The following is a 20,603-nucleotide window of genomic DNA, read 5'->3' on the forward strand; positions in this document are numbered from 1 at the left end:
CTCCCGTTTGTAGGCCGGATAAGGCGCAGCCGCCATCCGGCAATAATATTTACGCCATCGTGCCAATCGTCTTTCTGAAACGCAGCAGCGCTATCACGAAGAACGTACTGCCAATCGCCAGCAGCGTCAGGAACTGCGGCCAGACAATGTTAAATCCTGCGCCGCGGTAAAGAATCGCCTGCGCAAGGCTAACAAAATGGGTAGTCGGCATCGTCAGCATAATGTCCTGTACCGCCTGCGGCATGCTTTCACGCGGTGTAGAGCCGCCGGAGAGCATCTGTAACGGCAGCAGTACCAGAATCATCAGCAGCCCCAGTTGTGGCATGGAGCGCGCCAGCGTGCCCATAAAAATGCCGATTGATGTGGTGGCGAACAGGCTCAGCGCCACTCCCAGCATAAACAGCGGTATCGAGCCTTCAATCGGTACGCCAAGCACACCTTTTACCATCAGCATCAACGACAGACCGGAAACCACCAGCACCACCAGCCCCATCGACCAGATTTTTGCCATCATGATTTCAAACGGCGTCACCGGCATCACCAGCAGGTGCTCAATGGTCCCATGTTCACGCTCGCGAATCAGCGCCGACCCGGTAAGCACAATCGCCAGCATGGTGATGTTGTTGATAATCGCCATCACCGCGCCAAAGCGGGCGGGTTCCAGATTAGGGTTAAAGCGCATACGCATTTCCAGCGCCACCGGCAGCTCGCTGTTATCGCGGTAACGCGACACAAAGCTGTTCACCTCGCCACTGATGATATTCTGGATATAGCTGTTGCCGGTAAAGGCCTGGCTCATCCGCGTGGCATCGACGTTAACCTGAATATCCGGCTGCCGCCCGGCCAGTACATCGCGCTGAAAATCCGGCGGAATGTTCACGGCGAAGGTATAGCGCCCGGCATCCAGCCCGGCATCCATCTCATCGGCGGTAATCATCTCCGGCGGTAAAAACCACGGACGATAAAAACTGTTCACAATGCGATTCGACAACTGCGACTGGTCCATATCGGCAATGGCAATCGGCGCCAGGTGCAGCGACCCTGGCAGAACGGTCGCGGAAGAGTAAACCGAGACCGTGAAGGCGAAGACGATCAGCGTCAGCATCGCTTTGTCACCCAGCAGGCTGCGTAACTCTTTGATGCCGAGGTTATAAATATTCCGTAATCGGCGCATCACCCCTCCTGTTTTTTCAGCAGCAATACGCTCAGACCAATGACCACTGGAATGGCTACCGCCAGTGGAATAAACAGCGGCCAGAGATCGGTCAGATCCAGCGCTTTAGAGAACGTCCCGCGCGCGATGGTCAGAAAATGGCTGGTCGGGTAAATTTCGCCAATCCACCGTCCCGGCCCTTCCAGCGAGGCGACCGGGTCGATCATCCCGGAAAACTGCGTCGCCGGGATCAGCGTAATAATCGCCGTACCAAAAATGGCGGCGATCTGACTTTTCATAAACGTGGAAATTAACAATCCCAGCCCGGTGGCAATGGTGACGTACAGCAGCGCGGCCAGCGTCAGGGTCACAAAACTCCCCTTATGCGGGACGCCGAATACAAACACCGACAGCGCGCACAGCAGCAGGAAGTTCAGCATGCCCAGCACGATGTAAGGCAACTGTTTGCCGAGTAAAAACTCGCTGCGGGTAGTGGGCGTCACGTACAGGTTGATAATCGACCCCAGCTCTTTCTCACGCACCACGCTCAGAGCGCTGAGCATGGAGGGGATCATCATCAACAGCAGCGGGATCACCGCCGGAACAATCGCTGGCAGGCTTTTCACATCCGGGTTGTAACGATAGCGAGTTTCAATGGTCATCAGTCCGTTTTGCCCGCTGGTATTTGGCTGACGCGCCATCACATCCTGCAGCCAGGTCTGGTGCATCGCCTGCACGTAGCCTCTGACCGTTTCCGCACGGCTCGGCATTGCGCCATCGACCCAGACGCCAATCTTCACCGGCGTTCCACGCGCGATATCGCGGCCAAAATTTGGCGGGATCTCTATGGCTACCGCGACTTCGCCCGAGCGCATCCGTTTGTCCAGCTCGTCATAGCTGGTGAGCGGCGGCTGCTCGATAAAATAGCGCGATCCCGCCAGATTCAGCGTCCACGCCTGGCTGCTGACTGTCTGATCACGATCGAGCACCGAAAAACGCAGGTTTTCCACATCCATGCTGATGCCGTAGCCCATGATCAGCATCAGGATCACCGTGCCCATCAGCGCCAGCGTTGAACGTACCGGGTCACGTCGCAGCTCCAGCGCTTCGCGGCGGCTGTAGCTGAACAAGCGCCGCAGGCTAAATCCCTGGCGCGGCGGCTGACTGTTTTCATGCACTGATGTGACATTGGCTGGCGGTAACTGAGCCTCCGGCGCAGGACCTGCCGCTTCCTGTAACCAGGAGATAAACGCCTCTTCCAGACTGGCGGCACCACGCTGTTTCACCAGCTCCTGCGGCGTACCGCTGGCCAGGACTTTTCCGGCGTGCATCAGCGACATGCGGTCGCAGCGCTCCGCTTCGTTCATAAAATGGGTGGAGATAAAAATGGTCACTTTATCCTGACGCGACAGATCGACCATCAGTTGCCAGAACATGTCTCTCGCCACCGGATCGACCCCGGAGGTTGGTTCATCGAGAATGAGCATCTCCGGGCGATGGATCACCGCCACCGCCAGCGACAGGCGTTGACGGATCCCCAACGGCAGCGCGCCGGGCAACGCGTCTTCGACATCGGTCAGCGAAAAGCGCTGACTCATCTCTTGTACCCGCCCCGGGATTTCTGCTTCGGGGATATGGAACAACCGCGCGTGTAGCTCGAGGTTTTGCCGTACGGTCAGCTCGCTGTAGAGCGAAAACGCCTGCGACATATAGCCTACCCGGCGACGGGTATCGATATTCTTCGGGTCAACCGCTTGCCCAAACAGCCACGCCTCACCTTCACTTGCGGGTAGCAGCCCGGTGAGCATTTTCATGGTGGTGGATTTACCGCAGCCGTTGGAGCCGAGAAAACCGAAGATTTCCCCGCGCGGAATACGAAAGTTAACGTGGTCAACGGCCACGAACTTGCCGAAGCGCATGGTCAGATCTTTCGCCTCGATGGCAATCTCTTCCTGCTCAGCGTGATACGGCGGGATCACCACTGGCTTATGCGCCTGACGCTGGGCTTCGGGTAACAGCGCGATAAACGCCTGCTCCAGCGTGTCGGAGTTGGTTTTTTTGCGTAGCTGCTGCGCGCTCCCGGTGGCCAGCACCTCCCCGGCGTTCATCGCCACCAGCCAGTCAAAGCGCTCGGCTTCTTCCATGTAGGCGGTCGCAACCAGCACGCTCATGTTGGTCTGCCGCTGGCGAATGCTGTTAATCAGATCCCAGAACTGGGCGCGGGACAGCGGGTCGACCCCGGTGGTAGGTTCATCGAGAATTAACAGTTCCGGGTCATGGATCAACGCGCAGCACAGCCCCAGCTTTTGCTTCATCCCACCCGAGAGTTTCCCGGCCGGACGATCGCGAAACGGCGCCAGTCCGGTGCTGTTCAGCAGCTCGGTAATCCGCGCTTCGCGCTCCGCTTTGTCATGGCCAAACAGCCGGGCAAAGAAATCGACGTTCTCATACACCGACAGCGTGTGGTACAGGTTTTTCCCCAGCCCCTGCGGCATCCAGGCAATGCGCGGGCAGACATCCCGGCGATGTTTCGGGTCGCGCATATCGCCGCCCAGCACCATCACGTTACCGTGTTCAATGACACGCGCGCCGGAGATGAGCGACAGCAGGCTTGATTTTCCGACGCCATCCGGGCCAATCAGCCCCACCATACAGCGGGCGGGGATATCCAGCGTGATATTGTTCAGCGCTACCGTTTTCCCGTAATGCTGACTCACGCCGTCAAGGTGCGCCACGGGAGGAACGGGAACCAGCGCCAGATGCGTCATTGCGGCAACCTCACCATCAGGTCGTCAGGCCAGGCTCGATTTTCATCGACACGCACCCACGCCATGCCCGGCAGACCGGTTTTCACGTACTCGAGATGCTGCTGCAACAGCTCTGGCGGAATACGCGCTTTAACACGGAACATCAGCTTCAGCCGCTCATCGCTGGTTTCAACCGTTTTCGGTGTGAACTGCGCGACGCTTGCCACAAAGCTGATGGTCGCCGGAACACGCAGATCCGGTGCGGCATCCAGCACCAGGCGCGCTTCGCCGCCAATCTTCAGTAAGCCAGCCTGTTCGGTAGGCAAGAAGAACGTCATGTAGACATCGCTGAGATCGACCATATTCAGGACGCGCCCACCCGCAGAAAGCACCTCACCCGGTTCAGCAACGCGGTACTGCACGCGACCATCGCGCGGGGCTTTCAGCTCGCTGTCATCAATATCGGCCGCAATACGACGTTCGGTGGCCTGCGCGGCTTCTACGCGGGTTTGCGCCTGAATGATGCTGGTGCGAGCGGCTTCAATTGCGGCTTTTGCCGCTGAGACCTGCGCCTTTGCGGATTCCAGCGCCGCACGTGCGCTTTCTGCCGCGGCCCGATCGTCATCCAGTTGTTGCTCAGACACGGCCCCACGCTGGGATAGCGAACGGGAACGCACGTGGCGTTTAGAAACCGACTGCAGCTCCGCCTCGCGCTGTTTTACTACCGACTGCGCGGCGCGCATTTCACTTTGCCGCTGTTCCAGCAGCGCTCGCGCCGCCGCCACCGCGCTTTCGGCCTCTTTGATTTGCGCGATCGCTTCCAGCCGCTGCTCCTGCAGCACGCGAGTATCCATTTTCGCCAACACCTCGCCCTGACGAACGAACTGCCCTTCCGACACAAGGATCGTGTCAATTCGCCCGGCAATCTTGGTAGCAATATCCACTTCGGTGGCTTCAATTCTGCCGTTGCTGGCTGCGAACCCCTCCGGTATTCCGGCAGGGCGGAGCATCCACCATGCTATCGCGGCCACCACGACCAGGATGCCCGCCCCCCACCACATCACATGAAGCTTAAACTTATCCATATTCGACCCGCCGTAATCCCTGTTATCAAACGATGCGTGTCACAAAGCCCACTGAATAGCTATTCAGCGGGAGATTCCATCCGGGATGAGAAGGAATAAGAAACCATGGCCAGAGAGCGGACAGGCGCTAAGGCAACCTGCGCCGCGCAGGAAGTGAATGACGAAAATGCTGTGAAATCGGGTAGTAATATTGTCATCATCAGCGTTCCTGGCCGGAAATGAAACACGCATACTCATAACTGCTATCTATTGAATACTAACACCTGGATTCAATATGTCTATTCGGTTGTAGTTTCCACTTCAGCCCTATCGCGCTCTGGCACAGGGAATATTTCGTATATCAACGATTGATAAACATTCACAACTATAAACATAATCAATAATTAGATATCGCTATAATAGTGGCTCATTTACCGATCTCGTTATGGCGAGGCTCCTGTACAAATACAAGTTACCGCCCTGCTGGTATCGAGAGAGGCCACTCAGGGAAATACAGGCATCCATCGAATCAAGGTGTTGCCAAGGTAACTTCTGACGATTTCACCATCGGGCAGATACGTTGTTCAGTGCTAAAACCAGGACGTAGGGATCCGCCTGCGCTAACCCTGTCTTGTTCGCCCCTATGAGAGATTTTTATAGGGAATTACACCATGTCATCTATGCCACTCTGCGCCGCCCATCATCCTATGCCGGATTTCAATGGCGATGCTATCGCGCAATATATGCGCACCGATTTTATTACCCTGCCGGATCATCTCAGCGTGAACGGCGCTCGTGAATACTTTGTCTCCCAGCTCACAACGGATGATATTCCAGGCCAGGTCTTTGTTGTAGCTGGAAAAGCGCTGCGCGGGGTGTTATCCATCAAGCGCTTATTGCAGGAAAAAGATACATCGCTGAACATCAACCATCTTACGGACAGTTGTTTATTTCATGTAAAGCCAGATGATGAACGGGCACAGGTCGTTGCCGAGTTAGCCGAACGCGAACTCGATCTGGTGGCTGTCGTTGAGAAAGGTGAGCTGGTCGGTTGTCTGATGGAAAAAGAGATCGCTCATCTACAGGAAGATGATGTTACCGAAGATGTTCAGCTTCAGGGGGCAACGTTGCCGCTGGAAAAACCCTACCTGGAGATTAGCCCGTGGACATTGTGGAAAAAACGTTCTGTCTGGCTCCTGCTACTTTTTGTCGCAGAGGCCTATACCAGCAGCGTTCTTCAACATTTTGAAGAGGCGCTGGAATCTGCTATTGCACTGGCCTTTTTTATTCCACTACTAATTGGTACTGGCGGCAACAGCGGTACGCAGATCACCTCAACGCTGGTACGTTCAATGGCGCTGGGAGAAGTGCGGCTGCGCGATATGGGGCGGGTGATCCGCAAAGAAGTTTCAACTTCGCTGCTGATCGCCCTGACGCTGGGTCTGGCTGGCTGCTTGCGCGCGTGGATGATGGGTATCGGAGTGGAAATCACGCTAATCGTCAGCCTGACGCTGGTTTGCATTACGTTGTGGAGCGCCGTGGTGTCATCAGTGATCCCCATGGTGCTCAAGCGTATCGGCATTGATCCCGCCGTGGTTTCGGCCCCGTTTATCGCCACGCTTATCGACGGTACCGGGTTGATTATCTACTTTAAAATCGCCCAGTATTTTCTTGGTCTGAACTAATGATAACGCCCGGCAGCCCAGGTTGTCGGGCACCACGGTCAGGCAGGTGCCAAATCCTGCGCGCATGCCCAGGCGCTCGACCACGCCCACTGGAAGTTATAGCCGCCCAGCCAGCCGGTGACGTCCATGACTTCGCCGATAAAGTAGAGTCCCGGTACTTTGCGCGCTTCCATCGTGCGCGATGACAGCTCGTTGGTATCGACGCCGCCCAACGTGACTTCAGCGGTACGATACCCTTCCGTACCGTTCGGCTGCACCCGCCACTCGGTCAGCGTCTCAACCAGCGTTTGCTGATCGCGCACATTAAGCTGCTTCAGCGAGACATCCGGGATTTGCCCTAACTGCTGTAAACATTCCACCAGACGCTTTGGCAACTGCATTGCCAGGGTGTTCTTTAAGCTTTGATTAGGGTGTGCGCTACGTTGGTCATCGAGGAAGCTCGCGAGGTCAACATCCGGCAACAAATTAATGCTGACAAATTCACCTGGCTGCCAAAAACTGGAAATTTGCAGCACGGCCGGACCAGAAAGCCCGCGGTGCGTAAAGAGCAGGTTTTCACGAAATACGGTGCCGTCCTCGGCGGTGATAACGGAAGAAACGGATACGCCAGAGAGCACCTGAAGCTGCTCCAGTAGCGGCTTATGTAAGGTGAAAGGCACCAGACCTGCGCGCGTAGGCAAAACGTTCAGGCCGAACTGTTCCGCAATTTTATAACCAAACGGCGTCGCGCCCAGACCCGGCATAGAGAGACCACCGGAGGCAATAACCAGCTTTTTCGTGCCGACACTCATCCCATTCAATTCCAGGACAAAATCGTCACCATCTCGCTCAACGCTCAGGATTTCGCTACGTAACCGCATAGTTACGTTACCTTTTTCACACTCATCCACCAGCATATCGACTATTTGCTGGGCGGAATCATCGCAGAAAAGCTGGCCTAGCGTTTTTTCATGCCAGGCAATACCGTGCTTACCCACCAGATCGATAAAATCCCACTGTGTATAACGCGCCAGCGCCGATTTGCAAAAATGCGGGTTTTGGCTCAAATACGCAGCCGGCTCGACATAAAGGTTGGTAAAGTTGCAGCGGCCCCCGCCAGACATGAGAATCTTGCGCCCGGGCTTTTTACCATTATCAATTAGCAGTACGCGACTACCTGCTTGTCCTGCCTGCGCGGCACAAAACATACCCGCTGCGCCAGCGCCTATAATAACGGTATCAAACCTTTCCACGTTGCGATCCTCTCTAAAAAGCGGGAGTGAATTGTAAAGATTCCTCAGTGGTCGCACCAGCACCAAACTACCGATAAAGGGTATTTATCTGAAATATATAGGATAATTCTTTAGTGGTGTAAAACAAAGCAGGAGACAAATCAAAAAAACTCTATATTTCACTTTGCCCGCGCCGCCAAAGTCACTGATAATGCGCCGCGTTCATGTCCTCAAAATGGCGTAACGTCCTATGCTACATTTGTTTGCTGGCCTGGATTTACATACCGGGCTTTTACTATTGCTTGCTCTGGCTTTCGTGCTGTTCTACGAAGCAATTAATGGCTTCCATGATACAGCCAATGCTGTCGCAACTGTGATCTATACCCGTGCAATGCGTTCGCAATTGGCGGTGGTCATGGCTGCGGTGTTCAACTTCTTTGGTGTTTTGCTGGGCGGTCTCAGCGTGGCGTATGCCATCGTGCATATGTTACCAACGGATCTGCTGCTTAATATGGGATCGTCACATGGCCTCGCCATGGTGTTCTCCATGTTGCTGGCGGCAATTATCTGGAACCTGGGTACCTGGTACTTTGGTCTGCCTGCATCCAGCTCCCACACGCTGATTGGCGCCATTATCGGTATTGGTTTAACCAATGCGCTGATGAACGGCACCTCGGTGGTGGATGCACTTAACATCCCGAAAGTTATCGGTATTTTTGCCTCGCTTATCATCTCACCCATTGTCGGTCTGGTGGTTGCAGGTGGTCTTATTTTCATTCTGCGCCGCTACTGGAGCGGTACGAAAAAACGTGCCCGTATCCACCTGACGCCGGCAGAACGTGAAAAGAAAGACGGAAAGAAAAAGCCGCCGTTCTGGACGCGTATTGCACTGATCCTCTCCGCTATCGGCGTGGCGTTCTCCCACGGCGCGAACGATGGTCAGAAAGGCATTGGTCTGGTGATGCTAGTGCTGATTGGCGTAGCGCCAGCAGGTTTCGTGGTGAATATGAATGCTTCCGGTTACGAAATTACCCGTACCCGTGATGCAATCAATAACGTCGAAGTCTTCTTCCAGCAGCGCCCTGACCTGCTTAAACAGGCCACAGGCGTAGACCAGCTGATTCCGTCCCCGACGGACGCGGCACCAGCGACGCCGACCGAGTTCCATTGCCACCCGGCGAATACCATCAACGCGCTGGAACGTGCGAAAGGTATGCTGGCGAATCTGGAAACCTACGACAAGTTAAGCGTCGAACAGCGTGGTCAGTTGCGCCGTATTATGCTGTGCATCTCTGATACCACCGATAAAGTGGTTAAGCTGCCTGGCGTAAGCGCTGACGATCAGCGTCTGCTGAAGAAACTGAAATCTGACATGCTGAGCACCATTGAGTACGCGCCTATCTGGATCATTATGGCCGTCGCACTGGCGCTGGGTATTGGTACGATGATTGGCTGGCGTCGCGTGGCAACCACTATCGGTGAGAAAATCGGTAAGAAAGGCATGACCTATGCCCAGGGGATGTCGGCGCAGATGACCGCCGCAGTCTCTATCGGTCTTGCCAGCTACACCGGTATGCCCGTTTCCACCACACACGTTCTCTCCTCTTCCGTTGCGGGAACGATGGTTGTTGATGGCGGCGGTTTGCAGCGTAAAACGGTGACCAGCATTCTGATGGCCTGGGTCTTCACCCTGCCAGCAGCAATTCTTCTTTCCGGCGGGCTGTACTGGCTCTCCCTGAAGCTTATCTAAGCGAATGCGCGGTAAAAAAGCGGGTCAGGAAACTGGCCCGCTTTTTTTGTATCTGTCGTTGGAATCAGTGCCAGATAATCAGCGCAACCATGCTGATTAGCACCAGGCCGCATAGCGCGCTGGTGAGAATGAACTGACCGCGAACCCGCTCACAGCGGCGAATAAATTCATCATCATGATGATCGCGGTAACGCTGAGCGTAGATATACCACACCAGACGCATCTGCTTGTTCGGTTGCCCATGCGAGGTAAAAAAGCCCCCTCCATCTACATACTGGTAAAGCAATGGATCGCAACCACGAAGTACTACTAGCAGTGCGCGTAGCGAAGAAAAATAGCGCGCCATATTAACAATGCAAACGACACATAAAGCCCAGAACAATGCAATGGTGCTTATCATACCCCCTCCCCGGCGACCCGCCCACGGAACTCCTTTCCGGGACTACCGCTCCCCGATACCCTGCCAAACCATTCAGTGAAGAGTACTGAAGAAACCGTTCGTATTAGTATCACGCATTCGAACGCCCCTCTAGATAGTGTAGGAGATTAGTTAATTTTTTTGCCAGAAGGTTAATCGCTATCAATGCAATTAACTAAAAAATTTGTTTAACTGCTTGGCAAGCAAGGCGGATTGACGGATTATTCTGGTCGCTATAATGTAAGGATAGTCCTTATATGGTACGTTTTTACGACTGGGCTAGCCCCGCGCACAAGGTTCGCAGGACGCGGATGACGCGGCGGCAGAGAAACGCCAGCAGGCTAGTCATCGACAACTTATGGAAGGAGTAACACTATGGCTTATAAACACATTCTTATCGCGGTTGATCTTTCTCCGGAAAGCAAAGTTCTGGTTGAAAAAGCGGTCTCTATGGCGCGGCCTTACAATGCTAAAGTTTCCCTTATCCACGTTGACGTAAACTATTCCGACCTGTACACCGGCCTTATCGACGTGAATCTGGGCGACATGCAGAAACGCATTTCTGAAGAAACCCACCACGCGTTAACCGAGCTGTCCACCAACGCAGGCTACCCTATCACCGAAACCCTGAGCGGTAGCGGCGACCTGGGTCAGGTTCTGGTTGATGCCATTAAAAAATACGACATGGATCTGGTCGTTTGTGGTCACCACCAGGATTTCTGGAGCAAACTGATGTCCTCCGCGCGCCAACTGATCAACACTGTCCACGTCGACATGTTGATTGTTCCGCTGCGTGACGACGAAGAAGCATAAAATGCTTGCCGCCGGGAAATAGCCCGGCCTGTTGCAAGCTGTTAAGCCTGTAAACGCCCGCCTGTGCGGGCGTTTTTGTTTTTATTATTCGGACACAATTAGTACATCAATCCAACAAATAAATCATAATTAGTGTGATCAACTAATTGGATCGAAAACCATCTCTATAATACTCTACTCTCGCGGCTAATAGCCGCAGTCTATAACAAAATAAGACTTTTTCGGCGCGTTTAAGCATACGCGTTCATACTTTTCGGGATGGCTTTGAAAGGCGATGGAATATGAATAAAACTGCACCTACGGGCTTGCTGCAGCAACCTCGTCCGTTCTTCATGATCTTCTTTGTAGAATTATGGGAACGATTTGGCTATTACGGCGTTCAGGGTATCCTGGCGGTATTCTTTGTTAAGCAGCTAGGATTTTCACAGGAACAGGCATTTGTCACCTTTGGTGCCTTTGCTGCGCTGGTCTACGGCCTGATCTCGATCGGCGGCTACGTCGGCGACCACCTGTTAGGCACCAAGCGCACGCTGGTTCTCGGTGCCATTGTGCTGGCAATCGGCTACTTCATGACCGGGATGTCGCTGCTCAAGCCCGATCTGATCTTTATTGCTTTGGGTACCATTGCCGTCGGTAACGGGCTGTTTAAAGCCAACCCGGCAAGCCTGTTGTCAAAATGCTATCCACCAAAAGACGCCCGTCTGGACGGTGCTTTCACCCTGTTTTATATGTCGATTAACATCGGTTCGTTGCTGTCGCTGTCGCTGGCGCCGGTGATTGCCGATAAGTTTGGCTACGCGGTGACCTACAACCTGTGCGGGGCCGGGCTTATCGTCGCGCTGCTGGTCTACTTTGCCTGCCGTGGAATGGTAAAAAATATCGGTTCTGAGCCAGACCATAAGCCGCTGAATTTCCGTAATCTGCTGTACGTGCTGGCCGGTACGGTAGTGATGGTATTTGTCTGCGCCTGGCTGATGCACAACGTGCAGATTGCCAACCTGGTGCTGATCGTCTTGTCGATTGCCGTGACTATCATCTTCTTCCGTCAGGCATTCAAACTGGATAAAACCGGGCGCAACAAGATGTTCGTGGCCTTCATCCTGATGCTGGAAGCGGTTGTGTTCTACGTGCTGTACGCGCAGATGCCGACATCGCTGAACTTCTTTGCTATCAATAACGTGCACCATGAAATTCTCGGTTTCGCCATTAACCCAGTGAGCTTCCAGGCGCTGAACCCGTTCTGGGTGGTGCTGGCAAGTCCGGTACTGGCCGCGATCTATACCCGTCTGGGAAACAAAGGCAAAGACCTGACTATGCCGATGAAATTTACGCTCGGTATGTTCCTGTGCTCGTTGGGCTTCCTGACGGCAGCCGCTGCCGGGATGTGGTTTGCGGATGCGCAGGGGCTGACGTCGCCGTGGTTTATCGTGCTGGTATATCTGTTCCAGAGCCTGGGTGAACTGCTGATTAGTGCCCTGGGACTGGCGATGGTCGCCGCTCTCGTGCCGCAGCACCTGATGGGCTTTATTCTCGGGATGTGGTTCCTGACGCAAGCCGCCGCCTTCCTGATGGGCGGGTATGTCGCCACGTTTACTGCCGTACCGGAGAACATCACCGACCCGCTGCAAACTCTGCCGATCTACACCAACGTCTTCAGTAAGATAGGCCTGGTCACCCTGGCTGTCACGGTGGTGATGGCGATTATGGTGCCCTGGCTGAACCGAATGATTAATACGCCAGATAGCAGTAAATAAGCTTTTTTTAACATTAACCGCGAGTCACATCGCGGTTTTTTTTGCCTTTTAAGTCCTGCATTGTAAGAGCGTAGTTTATACAAACAGGTCATCATGAATGGACATGACCATGAACGATATTGCGTTGATTAAGACTTCGGTCTTATCACGCCAGCGGAAAGCGCTTCTCACCGAGGATGAGCACCGGGCATTTTCAATCGCTACCCTTTGCGCGCGTTAATCCACTCCTGAACTTCGACCACAAAAGTGTCCGGCGCTTTGCGGTACATTTTGCGCGCCAAATCCAGAATCGTATGCTGACCGAGCGCTTCTTCCATTCGCTGCTGAGCCATATCCATTACCGAGCGCACACCACAAATGCCTTCACAGGCCCACTCCGGCGGATGCTCCTCAAATACCGCCAGCCGCTGGCGAATCTCACGACACTCAAAGATGCGCTTATCGCCATCAATGGCATTCACCACGTCCAGCACCGTAATGTGTTCAGCAGGTTTAGCCAACTGGAAACCGCCGCCCTTTCCCTCAATACTGCGCACCAGGCCCGCTTTCGATAAACGGGTGAAAATTTTCGCCAGGTAGTCGTACGGCACGCTTTGCAGCTCGGCAATTTCCCGCACACTCATATCCCGCGCGTCGCCCTTGCTGTCGACCATACACATCAGGCTATGAATGCCGTACTCAACCCCGGAACTGTAAAATGCCATTCTCTTATCTCAGCCAAAATGAATCTGAGTTAATTGTAGCTTTTTCGTCTCATTCATTCCAGACAGCAGCACAACCCATATTTATATAAAAACTTTAATCATATATTTATCAAATATATAATCAAACACCCTACGACATCAGGACAAAAAGGATCCTGATCGCATTGCAATTCTTAACTACGACAAATAAAATCCGAGTAAATTATTCGTAGTCACCAGAGAGAACCCCCCAATGCGTAAACGAATTCTGATCGTGGGCGCCGGCTTTGCCGGTATGTGGGCAGCATTAAGCGCCGCACGACTGGCGGATAAACATCAGCAGGCCATTGATATTACAGTAATTGCACCACAGCCAGAGCTGCGTGTCCGCCCACGCTTTTATGAACGCGCCGTACAAACCCTGGTCGCCCCGCTGCAACCCTTGTTTGACGTTACCGGCGTCAACTTCCTGCAAGGTCACGTCGAGCAGATCATCCAGGACTCTAAAGAGGTGAGCTGGAAAGATGCCAACGGAGAAATTCATCTGCGCCGCTACGACCGCCTGGTACTCGCCAGCGGGAGTCACGTTAACCGCGACGCCGTTGTCGGTGCAGCCGAGCATGCGTTTGACCTCGACCAGCTCGAGAGCGCCACCGCACTGGAGCAGCACATTACAGACCTGGCATTACAGCCGGAAAGTGAGACTCGCAATACGGTGGTGGTCTGTGGCGGCGGCTTTACCGGGATTGAGATGGCGCTGGAATTACCTGGTCGTCTGCGTGAGATTCTGGGTGCCGATGCTAAGACCAGAGTGGTCGTAGTTGAGCGCGGTGCTCAGCCTGCCGGGCGCTGGAGCCAGGAATTACGCGACGTGATAATCGAAGCCTCCGCTGAACTGGGCATCGAATGGTTGGTAAATGCAGAAGTAGAAAGCGTGTATGCTGGCGGCGTAACGCTGAAAGATGGGCAGGTTATTGCCTCTCAAACAGTTATCTGGACCGTCGGCGTGCAGGCCAATAGCCTGACAGCACAGATTAACGCCCCGCGCGATCGACAGGGCCGCCTGCATGTGAATGCCAATCTGCAGGTCGTGGGTCATGATGATATCTACGCCACTGGCGATGTGGCCTACGCCGCCACCGATGACAAAGGCAACCATGCGTTAATGACCTGCCAGCACGCTATTTTGTTGGGTAAATTTGCCGGTAATAACGCCGCTGCAAGCCTGCTAGGTTTAGAACCTTCACCGTACCGTCAGGAGATGTACGTCACCTGTCTGGATCTCGGCGTGTGGGGCGCGGTGTATACCGAAGGATGGGATCAGCAGGTCAAACTCACTCGCGCAGAAGCGAAGAAACTGAAAGTATCGATTGTCAGTGAACTGATTTATCCGCCGAAAGCGGAAAGAGCCGTCGCATTTGAGATGGCTGACCCATACGCACCGTTTGTCTAACCTCCAGTAAACATAGTCTTCCTGACGGACAATCACTCTGTCAGGAAGTCGCCAGTGCCATACAACCTCCCCAGCAATGCCCCATCAGTTATATACATGCTTCTGGTGATGCTGCCAACTTACTGATTTAGTGTATGATGGTGTTTTTGAGGTGCTCCAGTGGCTTCTGTTTCTATCAGCTGTCCCTCCTGTTCAGCTACTGACGGGGTGGTGCGTAACGGCAAAAGCACTGCCGGACATCAGCGCTATCTCTGCTCTCACTGCCGTAAAACATGGCAACTGCAGTTCACTTACACCGCTTCTCAACCCGGTACGCACCAGAAAATCATTGATATGGCCATGAATGGCGTTGGATGCCGGGCAACCGCCCGCATTATGGGCGTTGGCCTCAACACGATTTTCCGCCATTTAAAAAACTCAGGCCGCAGTCGGTAACCTCGCGCATACAGCCGGGCAGTGACGTCATCGTCTGCGCGGAAATGGACGAACAGTGGGGATACGTCGGGGCTAAATCGCGCCAGCGCTGGCTGTTTTACGCGTATGACAGGCTCCGGAAGACGGTTGTTGCGCACGTATTCGGTGAACGCACTATGGCGACGCTGGGGCGTCTTATGAGCCTGCTGTCACCCTTTGACGTGGTGATATGGATGACGGATGGCTGGCCGCTGTATGAATCCCGCCTGAAGGGAAAGCTGCACGTAATCAGCAAGCGATATACGCAGCGAATTGAGCGGCATAACCTGAATCTGAGGCAGCACCTGGCACGGCTGGGACGGAAGTCGCTGTCGTTCTCAAAATCGGTGGAGCTGCATGACAAAGTCATCGGGCATTATCTGAACATAAAACACTATCAATAAGTTGGAGTCATTACCCATGCTTCTTTATCAATTATTCCCCTCAATTTTAATCACGCATAAAGACGCATTAAAAAAGAAAACGCGCAAATAAACGCATTAATGAATCGATTAACAATCGTACACACCAGAAATGCGATCCTTTACGCAAAACACAAGAAATATAAGCAACCAACTGAATTAAAAGAATTTAAAATGTATCCTGTGATTAGCATCGCAAAAATCAACGATCTTCGTAGGCAATGCGTTTTTCTGCGCATAGATTATAAACACGCAAAAAACCGCATCAACATGTAAACAATATGCTGCGGGCATCGAATGTCAAATACCCAGGCAGCTGCTGTCAGTCAATCGTGAAAAGTGGGAGAACGTAAATGGATCAAGCAACAAAGTGGTTGGATCTTTCCGGTAAAGTCGTGGTCGTGACGGGTGGCAGTATGGGCCTGGGTGAAAAAATGGTTGAGAATCTCTACGCCAACGGTGCAACCGTGGTTTATGCCGATTTATCACCCAATAAAAACTTCAGCCAGTTCGACGACATCATCTTTATCAAATGCGATGTGACCAAAAAAACAGAAGTTGAGCAGCTCACGGCCTCAGTGGTAAAGAGGTTTGGTCATATAGACGGTTTAGTCAACAATGCTGGTGTCAGCCGTCCACGCCTGTTAGTCGATGTATTTAAGGAAAAACCAGAATATGAACTGAGCGAAGATGATTTCGACTTTATGGTCAATGTTAACCAGAAAGCTGTTTTTCTGGTATCGCAGTCCATTGGGCGCCAGATGGTCGAACAAGAATCAGGCGTCATTATCAATATGACTTCTGAAGCTGGTGTTCAGGGTTCACGCGGGCAGAGCTGCTATTCCGCAACGAAAGCCGCCGTTAACGCCTTCACATTTTCATGGGCGAAAGAGTTGGGCCCCCACAATGTGCGCGTTGTTAGCGTTGAGCCAGCCATCAATGTACCAACGCCAATGAACAGCGAAGCCAATTTCCGGGCGCTGGCTTACACACGAGGAACCGATCAAAATCATGTTCATAAAGACTATAAAGGCATTATTCCTCTTGGTCGTCCGGGGAAACTTGAAGAGATTGCCGACCTGATCTCTTTCCTGGTTTCCGATCATTCTTCTTATATCACCGGGTCCGTAATCAATATTACCGGCGGTAAATCGCATCATTAATCACTCATCAATATAAGAATGGAGCCGACCATGGGGAACAGTCGAATTGCCAATAGCCCTGCGTTAGCAAAAATTAGAAAGTTTGGTGGAGTTATGAGCGGCATGGTTATGCCGAATCTGGGAGCGTTTGTGGGATGGGGGTTAATGGCCGCCATCTTTATCCCTAATGGCTGGTTCCCTAATGAAAAATTAGGTGAAATGGTTGGCCCAATCCTGAATTACCTTTTTCCATTACTGATTGGCTATACCGCAGGATATAACATCCACGGTCAACGTGGAGGGGTCATTGCTGCATTCGCGACAATGGGCGTTATCGTCGGGTCAGAAATCACGATGATCAGTGGGGCGATGGTCATGGGGCCACTCTCTTCCTGGCTGTTGAAGAAATTTGACCAAAAAGTGCAGGACAAAATTAAGCCGGGATTTGAAATGTTCGTCAATAATTTCAGTCTCGGAATTATTGGCCTGATATGCGCTATTTTCGCCTATATGACCGTTGGGCCGGTTATCCGCCTGCTGATTGTCATTATCACGTCAGGGGTAAACTGGTGTACCAGCAATAATTTACTCCCTTTACTGTCCGTGTTTATGGCGCCCGCTCAGGTTCTGTTCCTGAATAATGTGGTTAACCACGGCATTCTCGCACCAATTGGTTTCGCCCAGGTTCCCGAACTGGGTAAATCAATCATGTTCCTGGTGGATACCAATAATGGCCCACTGCTCGGAACATTAATGGCGATAGCCCTGTTTGGACGTGGACGCGCGAAGAAAACAGCACCGATGGCGATGTTTATTGCAGGTATAGCGGGAATCGGTGAAGTCTATTTTCCGTTTGTGCTGGCAAATCCATTACTGGTATTCGCCACAATGGGAGGACTTGCCGTCTCCTTATTCTTACAAGTCATCATGGAAGGCGGGTTGATCGGCGTTGCATCTCCAGGCAGTTTAATCGCTATCGCCATGATGACGCCGAAAAGCGCCATCGTTGCCAATCTGGTGTCCATCAGCGCAGGGTTTATCGTGTCATGCGCGCTGGGCTGGTTAATACTTAAAATCAGCCCCGGTTCAGAAGATGATGATGAAAGCCCAGTGACTGTCGGCGGGCGTCAGGTTAAATCTGTGGCTGATTTTGTCCCGGGCTTATCCAATACAAACGTAAAAAAGGTGCAACGTATATTGGTCGCATGTGATTCCGGGATGGGTTCTAGCGCAATGGGCGCTTCTGTTCTACGTAAACGACTACAAGAAGAAGGGCTCGGCTATATTAAGGTTATTAACGATTCAGCAAACCGAGTGGGTAGAGACTACGATATGGTAATTACTTTATCTGGGCTCCTTGAGCGCGCAAAATTAAGCTGTGAAAACACCGATACTGTGTTTATGACCGTTAATAACTTTATTAAGTTGAGTGATTATGACGAAACAGTTGCGTTTATAAAATCGCATAATCATGAAAACCATGAAGAGGTGCCAGCATGAGTGACATCTTTATCCCCGAGAACATTATTCTTAATGCACATGCCAACGATAAATTTGAAGCTATAACCCTTACTGGAAATATTCTGAGAATGAATGGCTATGTGACAGATAAATACGTTCAGAGAATGAAACTCAGAGAGGAGATTGTTTCAACTTATTTAGGCAATGGTTTAGCAATACCACATGGTACGGATGGTTCAGATTGCGAAATCATTAAGTCAGGCATTTCTTTAGTACAGTTTCCTGACGGTATAGACTTTGGTGATGGAAATACTGCCTATATAACCATAGGTATCGCGGGTAAAGAAGGCGAACATATGGACTTGTTAAATAAAATCGCCTTAATTTGCATTGAAGAAAAGAATGTTCAGGCATTACGAACCGCTAATTCCATAGAATATATTTTACAAGTGCTAAACATCTAAGATATACTCATTATTCTCTGAATAAAATGAGTCATTACGATGAAAGCGGCAAGACAAGATATTATTCTTCAAATACTTGAGAAAGAGAAAAAGATTGTTGTCAGTAAATTAAGTGAGCGTCTTAAGGTTTCTGAGGACACCATAAGACGCGACTTAAATGAGCTTGCGAATCAAGGAGTAATTCATCGTGTTCATAGTGGCGCAATACGCGTCGGGCCTGCCATCACTGAGTTTAATATCCGGCAGGATCTGAACACCAGTGAGAAAGTAAAGCTGGCAAAGAAAGCCGTACATTTAATTAAAGAAAATAGCGTCATTTTAATTGACGGAGGAACAACTAACTACGAACTCATAAAGCTAATACCCAAAGATTTAAAATGCACTGTTGTTTCTAATAACATCCCTATTCTGCATTTATTAAGTGATTACAAGAATGTAGAGGTTATAGGATTAGGGGGCAGGCTTTATAAAAACTCTTTGGTTTTAATTGGTGCTGAAACTATTCGTGAATTAAATGCTATTCGCCCGGATATATACTTTATGGGTGTTGCGCATGTTGACAGTGAAGTCGGTGTAACTATTCCCGATCTGGATGAGTGTTATACCAAACAAAAAATGGCTGAAGTCTCAAATGAAGTTGCCATTCTTGTAACCGAAGAAAAACTTGAGACCAGATCTAATTTCGTGGTGTCCTCACTCAAGGATATAAATCATATATTCACGAGCAAGGATATCTAATAATATGAGGAGTTATAATGAAACGCGTATTAATTATAGGCGCTGGCCGCCTTGGTAAAGGCTTTGTGGGCGAAACGTTTGACAATGCTGGCTGGGATATAACCTTTCTGGATAAAGACCAACGAGTTATTGATGAACTGAACCGTGAAAACAAATATACCGTTCAGGTTTTTCGTACTGATGACATCATTTTACACGAAATCACCAACTTTAATGCTTTTTTGACCGATGACAACTATTCTGTCATGAATGACTTTCTTGAGTCTTCTGTCATTATGTGTCCACTTTATCCAGAGGATTTTGCAGAATCCGCTCAGTATCTTGGCAAATGTTTTGAGCATCAATATCATATTGACCCAAACAAAAAAATGTCATTAATTTGCCTGACAAATAAAAATCATATTATTAAAGATATTGAAAGCTGGTACCGTGACGCAATCCCATCTGCTGAAGCGCGTCAATGGTTCGACACCCACGTAGCGATCCGCGACTCAATTGTCAGACGCTCCACCGATGCCAAAACGCACTACGCAACCCAGATAGACAGCACCGCCGTTGCCTCTTTGATCATTCAAACTCCTCTATATAACGACATCAGTGGTGTGGAATGGCTAGAGCCACGCGAACATCTGGAAATGCTCAAAGACATCAAAGTATTTACCATTAATGGCCCTCACGCTACTACCGCCTGGTATGGACATCTGAAAGGTTACAAAACCATTCCTGATGCCTCAGCCGATCCTCAGGTTTCAGATTTGGCCAATGCGGTACACGATGTCACAATTACTGCGGTAATGACCGAATACCCACAAATCACGCGTGAAGCATTAAAAGATCTGGAGTACTTACCTAAAGCTAAAAACGAACTCCCGGATTCGATTCATCGTGTCGCCTATGATCCTATTCGGAAATTGGCTTATCAGGATCGCTTAATGGGTGTAGTGCAACTTTGTCTTAAACACGACCTCGATTACATCCCCCTCACAAAAGCGATCGCTTGCGGCCTTGCTTATTATGCCGAAGACGATCAAGCCTCTGTCAAACTGCAACAGAAAATGCAACGAATGGGATTGCTGACTACCGCTGCCGAAATCATTGGCTTACCTAAAAATCACCCTGTGACGCTTAATGTTGCACAGCAATATTTAGCGCTGGATGCTGAAAATTTAATTCCAACGACACAGTGTTAATT

General features: G+C 51.3%; 17 protein-coding genes and 1 riboswitch. Of the genes, 11 read left to right on the forward strand and 6 right to left on the reverse strand.

Features of this window, described 5'->3' with window-relative positions:
- Positions 1-49 precede the first annotated feature (49 nt).
- Genes HV334_RS23240 through HV334_RS23250 form a run of 3 tightly spaced genes read right to left on the reverse strand, consistent with a single transcriptional unit; the run spans position 50 to position 4,985 of the window.
- On the reverse strand, positions 50-1,174 hold the full coding sequence (locus HV334_RS23240) for an ABC transporter permease (RefSeq protein WP_016157684.1): 1,125 nt from the start codon (positions 1,172-1,174) through the stop codon (positions 50-52).
- A complete protein-coding gene (gene rbbA, locus HV334_RS23245; RefSeq protein ID WP_181220952.1) occupies positions 1,174-3,921 on the reverse strand; it encodes a ribosome-associated ATPase/putative transporter RbbA in 2,748 nt (915 codons plus the stop codon). The genes HV334_RS23240 and rbbA overlap by 1 nt, the downstream gene beginning before the upstream one ends.
- Positions 3,918-4,985, reverse strand: a complete 1,068-nt coding sequence (locus tag HV334_RS23250) for an HlyD family efflux transporter periplasmic adaptor subunit (RefSeq protein WP_181220953.1) — start codon at positions 4,983-4,985, stop codon at positions 3,918-3,920. The genes rbbA and HV334_RS23250 overlap by 4 nt, the downstream gene beginning before the upstream one ends.
- 411 nt (positions 4,986-5,396) lie before the next feature.
- A riboswitch (M-box (ykoK) riboswitch) is annotated at positions 5,397-5,580 on the forward strand.
- A gap of 55 nt (positions 5,581-5,635) precedes the next feature.
- On the opposite strand from HV334_RS23250, the gene HV334_RS23255 reads away from it, so the two are divergent.
- Entirely contained in the window at positions 5,636-6,649 is a 1,014-nt protein-coding gene (locus tag HV334_RS23255; RefSeq protein WP_016154873.1) for a magnesium transporter, read from the forward strand.
- Positions 6,650-6,687: 38 nt separating this feature from the next.
- Here HV334_RS23255 and HV334_RS23260 read toward each other — a convergent pair whose 3' ends face one another.
- Positions 6,688-7,881 carry an NAD(P)/FAD-dependent oxidoreductase gene (locus HV334_RS23260; RefSeq protein WP_153689928.1) on the reverse strand — a complete coding sequence of 398 codons (1,194 nt, stop codon included), beginning with the start codon at positions 7,879-7,881 and terminating at the stop codon, positions 6,688-6,690.
- 229 nt (positions 7,882-8,110) lie between these two features.
- Here HV334_RS23260 and pitA point away from each other — a divergent pair, with 229 nt between their 5' ends.
- Positions 8,111-9,610 (forward strand): inorganic phosphate transporter PitA, encoded by a 1,500-nt coding sequence (gene pitA, locus HV334_RS23265; protein ID WP_016154875.1) that lies wholly within the window; start codon positions 8,111-8,113, stop codon positions 9,608-9,610.
- A 64-nt stretch (positions 9,611-9,674) separates the two neighbouring features.
- Here the strand turns inward: pitA and uspB are convergent, their stop codons facing one another.
- On the reverse strand, positions 9,675-10,010 hold the full coding sequence (uspB, locus tag HV334_RS23270) for a universal stress protein UspB (RefSeq protein ID WP_003023371.1): 336 nt from the start codon (positions 10,008-10,010) through the stop codon (positions 9,675-9,677).
- 393 nt (positions 10,011-10,403) lie between these two features.
- Between uspB and uspA the strand changes: the two genes are divergently transcribed.
- Complete coding sequence (uspA, locus tag HV334_RS23275; RefSeq protein ID WP_003023368.1) at positions 10,404-10,841, forward strand: universal stress protein UspA; 438 nt, start codon at positions 10,404-10,406, stop codon at positions 10,839-10,841.
- A gap of 281 nt (positions 10,842-11,122) precedes the next feature.
- Entirely contained in the window at positions 11,123-12,595 is a 1,473-nt protein-coding gene (dtpB, locus tag HV334_RS23280) for a dipeptide/tripeptide permease DtpB (protein WP_016157689.1), read from the forward strand.
- A 200-nt stretch (positions 12,596-12,795) separates the two neighbouring features.
- On the opposite strand, the gene HV334_RS23285 is transcribed toward dtpB, so the two are convergent.
- The gene (locus HV334_RS23285; protein WP_016154877.1) at positions 12,796-13,299 is read right to left on the reverse strand and encodes an Rrf2 family transcriptional regulator; all 504 of its coding nucleotides are present in this window, start codon (positions 13,297-13,299) and stop codon (positions 12,796-12,798) included.
- A gap of 232 nt (positions 13,300-13,531) precedes the next feature.
- Between HV334_RS23285 and HV334_RS23290 the strand changes: the two genes are divergently transcribed.
- The 7 genes from HV334_RS23290 (at position 13,532) to HV334_RS23320 (ending at position 20,601) form a co-directional block, all read left to right on the forward strand.
- Positions 13,532-14,731 carry an NAD(P)/FAD-dependent oxidoreductase gene (locus HV334_RS23290; RefSeq protein ID WP_181220954.1) on the forward strand — a complete coding sequence of 400 codons (1,200 nt, stop codon included), beginning with the start codon at positions 13,532-13,534 and terminating at the stop codon, positions 14,729-14,731.
- A 159-nt stretch (positions 14,732-14,890) separates the two neighbouring features.
- Positions 14,891-15,588, forward strand: a protein-coding gene (locus tag HV334_RS23295) for an IS1-like element IS1B family transposase (RefSeq protein ID WP_095033700.1) whose coding sequence is annotated in 2 segments (ribosomal slippage) — positions 14,891-15,140 and positions 15,140-15,588 — 699 coding nt in all. Because the reading frame shifts where the segments join, the coding sequence is not laid out codon by codon here.
- Between the two features lie 371 nt (positions 15,589-15,959).
- Entirely contained in the window at positions 15,960-16,769 is an 810-nt protein-coding gene (locus tag HV334_RS23300) for a sorbitol-6-phosphate dehydrogenase subunit (protein ID WP_181220955.1), read from the forward strand.
- Positions 16,770-16,799: 30 nt separating this feature from the next.
- The gene (locus tag HV334_RS23305; protein WP_181220956.1) at positions 16,800-18,248 is read left to right on the forward strand and encodes a PTS mannitol transporter subunit IICB; all 1,449 of its coding nucleotides are present in this window, start codon (positions 16,800-16,802) and stop codon (positions 18,246-18,248) included.
- Positions 18,245-18,673 (forward strand): PTS sugar transporter subunit IIA, encoded by a 429-nt coding sequence (locus tag HV334_RS23310; protein WP_047501384.1) that lies wholly within the window; start codon positions 18,245-18,247, stop codon positions 18,671-18,673. The genes HV334_RS23305 and HV334_RS23310 overlap by 4 nt, the downstream gene beginning before the upstream one ends.
- A 39-nt stretch (positions 18,674-18,712) precedes the next feature.
- Positions 18,713-19,411: a DeoR/GlpR family DNA-binding transcription regulator gene (locus HV334_RS23315; RefSeq protein ID WP_049283126.1), complete on the forward strand. Its 699-nt coding sequence runs from the start codon at positions 18,713-18,715 to the stop codon at positions 19,409-19,411.
- Positions 19,412-19,428: 17 nt separating this feature from the next.
- Complete coding sequence (locus HV334_RS23320) at positions 19,429-20,601, forward strand: mannitol dehydrogenase (protein ID WP_181220957.1); 1,173 nt, start codon at positions 19,429-19,431, stop codon at positions 20,599-20,601.
- Positions 20,602-20,603 lie beyond the last annotated feature (2 nt).

Origin of the sequence: Citrobacter sp. RHBSTW-00944, from assembly GCF_013615435.1 — a bacterium.
In the GTDB taxonomy this organism is placed as follows: Bacteria; Pseudomonadota; Gammaproteobacteria; order Enterobacterales; family Enterobacteriaceae; genus Citrobacter; species Citrobacter braakii.

Excerpts from the sequence above, each read along its gene's own strand:
- HV334_RS23240 (WP_016157684.1), bottom strand. The coding sequence starts at position 1,174 with ATGCGCCGATTACGGAATATTTATAACCTCGGCATCAAAGAGTTACGC.
- rbbA (WP_181220952.1), bottom strand. The coding sequence starts at position 3,921 with ATGACGCATCTGGCGCTGGTTCCCGTTCCTCCCGTGGCGCACCTTGAC.
- HV334_RS23250 (WP_181220953.1), bottom strand. The coding sequence starts at position 4,985 with ATGGATAAGTTTAAGCTTCATGTGATGTGGTGGGGGGCGGGCATCCTG.
- HV334_RS23255 (WP_016154873.1), top strand. The coding sequence starts at position 5,636 with ATGTCATCTATGCCACTCTGCGCCGCCCATCATCCTATGCCGGATTTC.
- pitA (WP_016154875.1), top strand. The coding sequence starts at position 8,111 with ATGCTACATTTGTTTGCTGGCCTGGATTTACATACCGGGCTTTTACTA.
- uspB (WP_003023371.1), bottom strand. The coding sequence starts at position 10,010 with ATGATAAGCACCATTGCATTGTTCTGGGCTTTATGTGTCGTTTGCATT.
- uspA (WP_003023368.1), top strand. The coding sequence starts at position 10,404 with ATGGCTTATAAACACATTCTTATCGCGGTTGATCTTTCTCCGGAAAGC.
- dtpB (WP_016157689.1), top strand. The coding sequence starts at position 11,123 with ATGAATAAAACTGCACCTACGGGCTTGCTGCAGCAACCTCGTCCGTTC.
- HV334_RS23285 (WP_016154877.1), bottom strand. The coding sequence starts at position 13,299 with ATGGCATTTTACAGTTCCGGGGTTGAGTACGGCATTCATAGCCTGATG.
- HV334_RS23290 (WP_181220954.1), top strand. The coding sequence starts at position 13,532 with ATGCGTAAACGAATTCTGATCGTGGGCGCCGGCTTTGCCGGTATGTGG.
- HV334_RS23300 (WP_181220955.1), top strand. The coding sequence starts at position 15,960 with ATGGATCAAGCAACAAAGTGGTTGGATCTTTCCGGTAAAGTCGTGGTC.
- HV334_RS23305 (WP_181220956.1), top strand. The coding sequence starts at position 16,800 with ATGGGGAACAGTCGAATTGCCAATAGCCCTGCGTTAGCAAAAATTAGA.
- HV334_RS23310 (WP_047501384.1), top strand. The coding sequence starts at position 18,245 with ATGAGTGACATCTTTATCCCCGAGAACATTATTCTTAATGCACATGCC.
- HV334_RS23315 (WP_049283126.1), top strand. The coding sequence starts at position 18,713 with ATGAAAGCGGCAAGACAAGATATTATTCTTCAAATACTTGAGAAAGAG.
- HV334_RS23320 (WP_181220957.1), top strand. The coding sequence starts at position 19,429 with ATGAAACGCGTATTAATTATAGGCGCTGGCCGCCTTGGTAAAGGCTTT.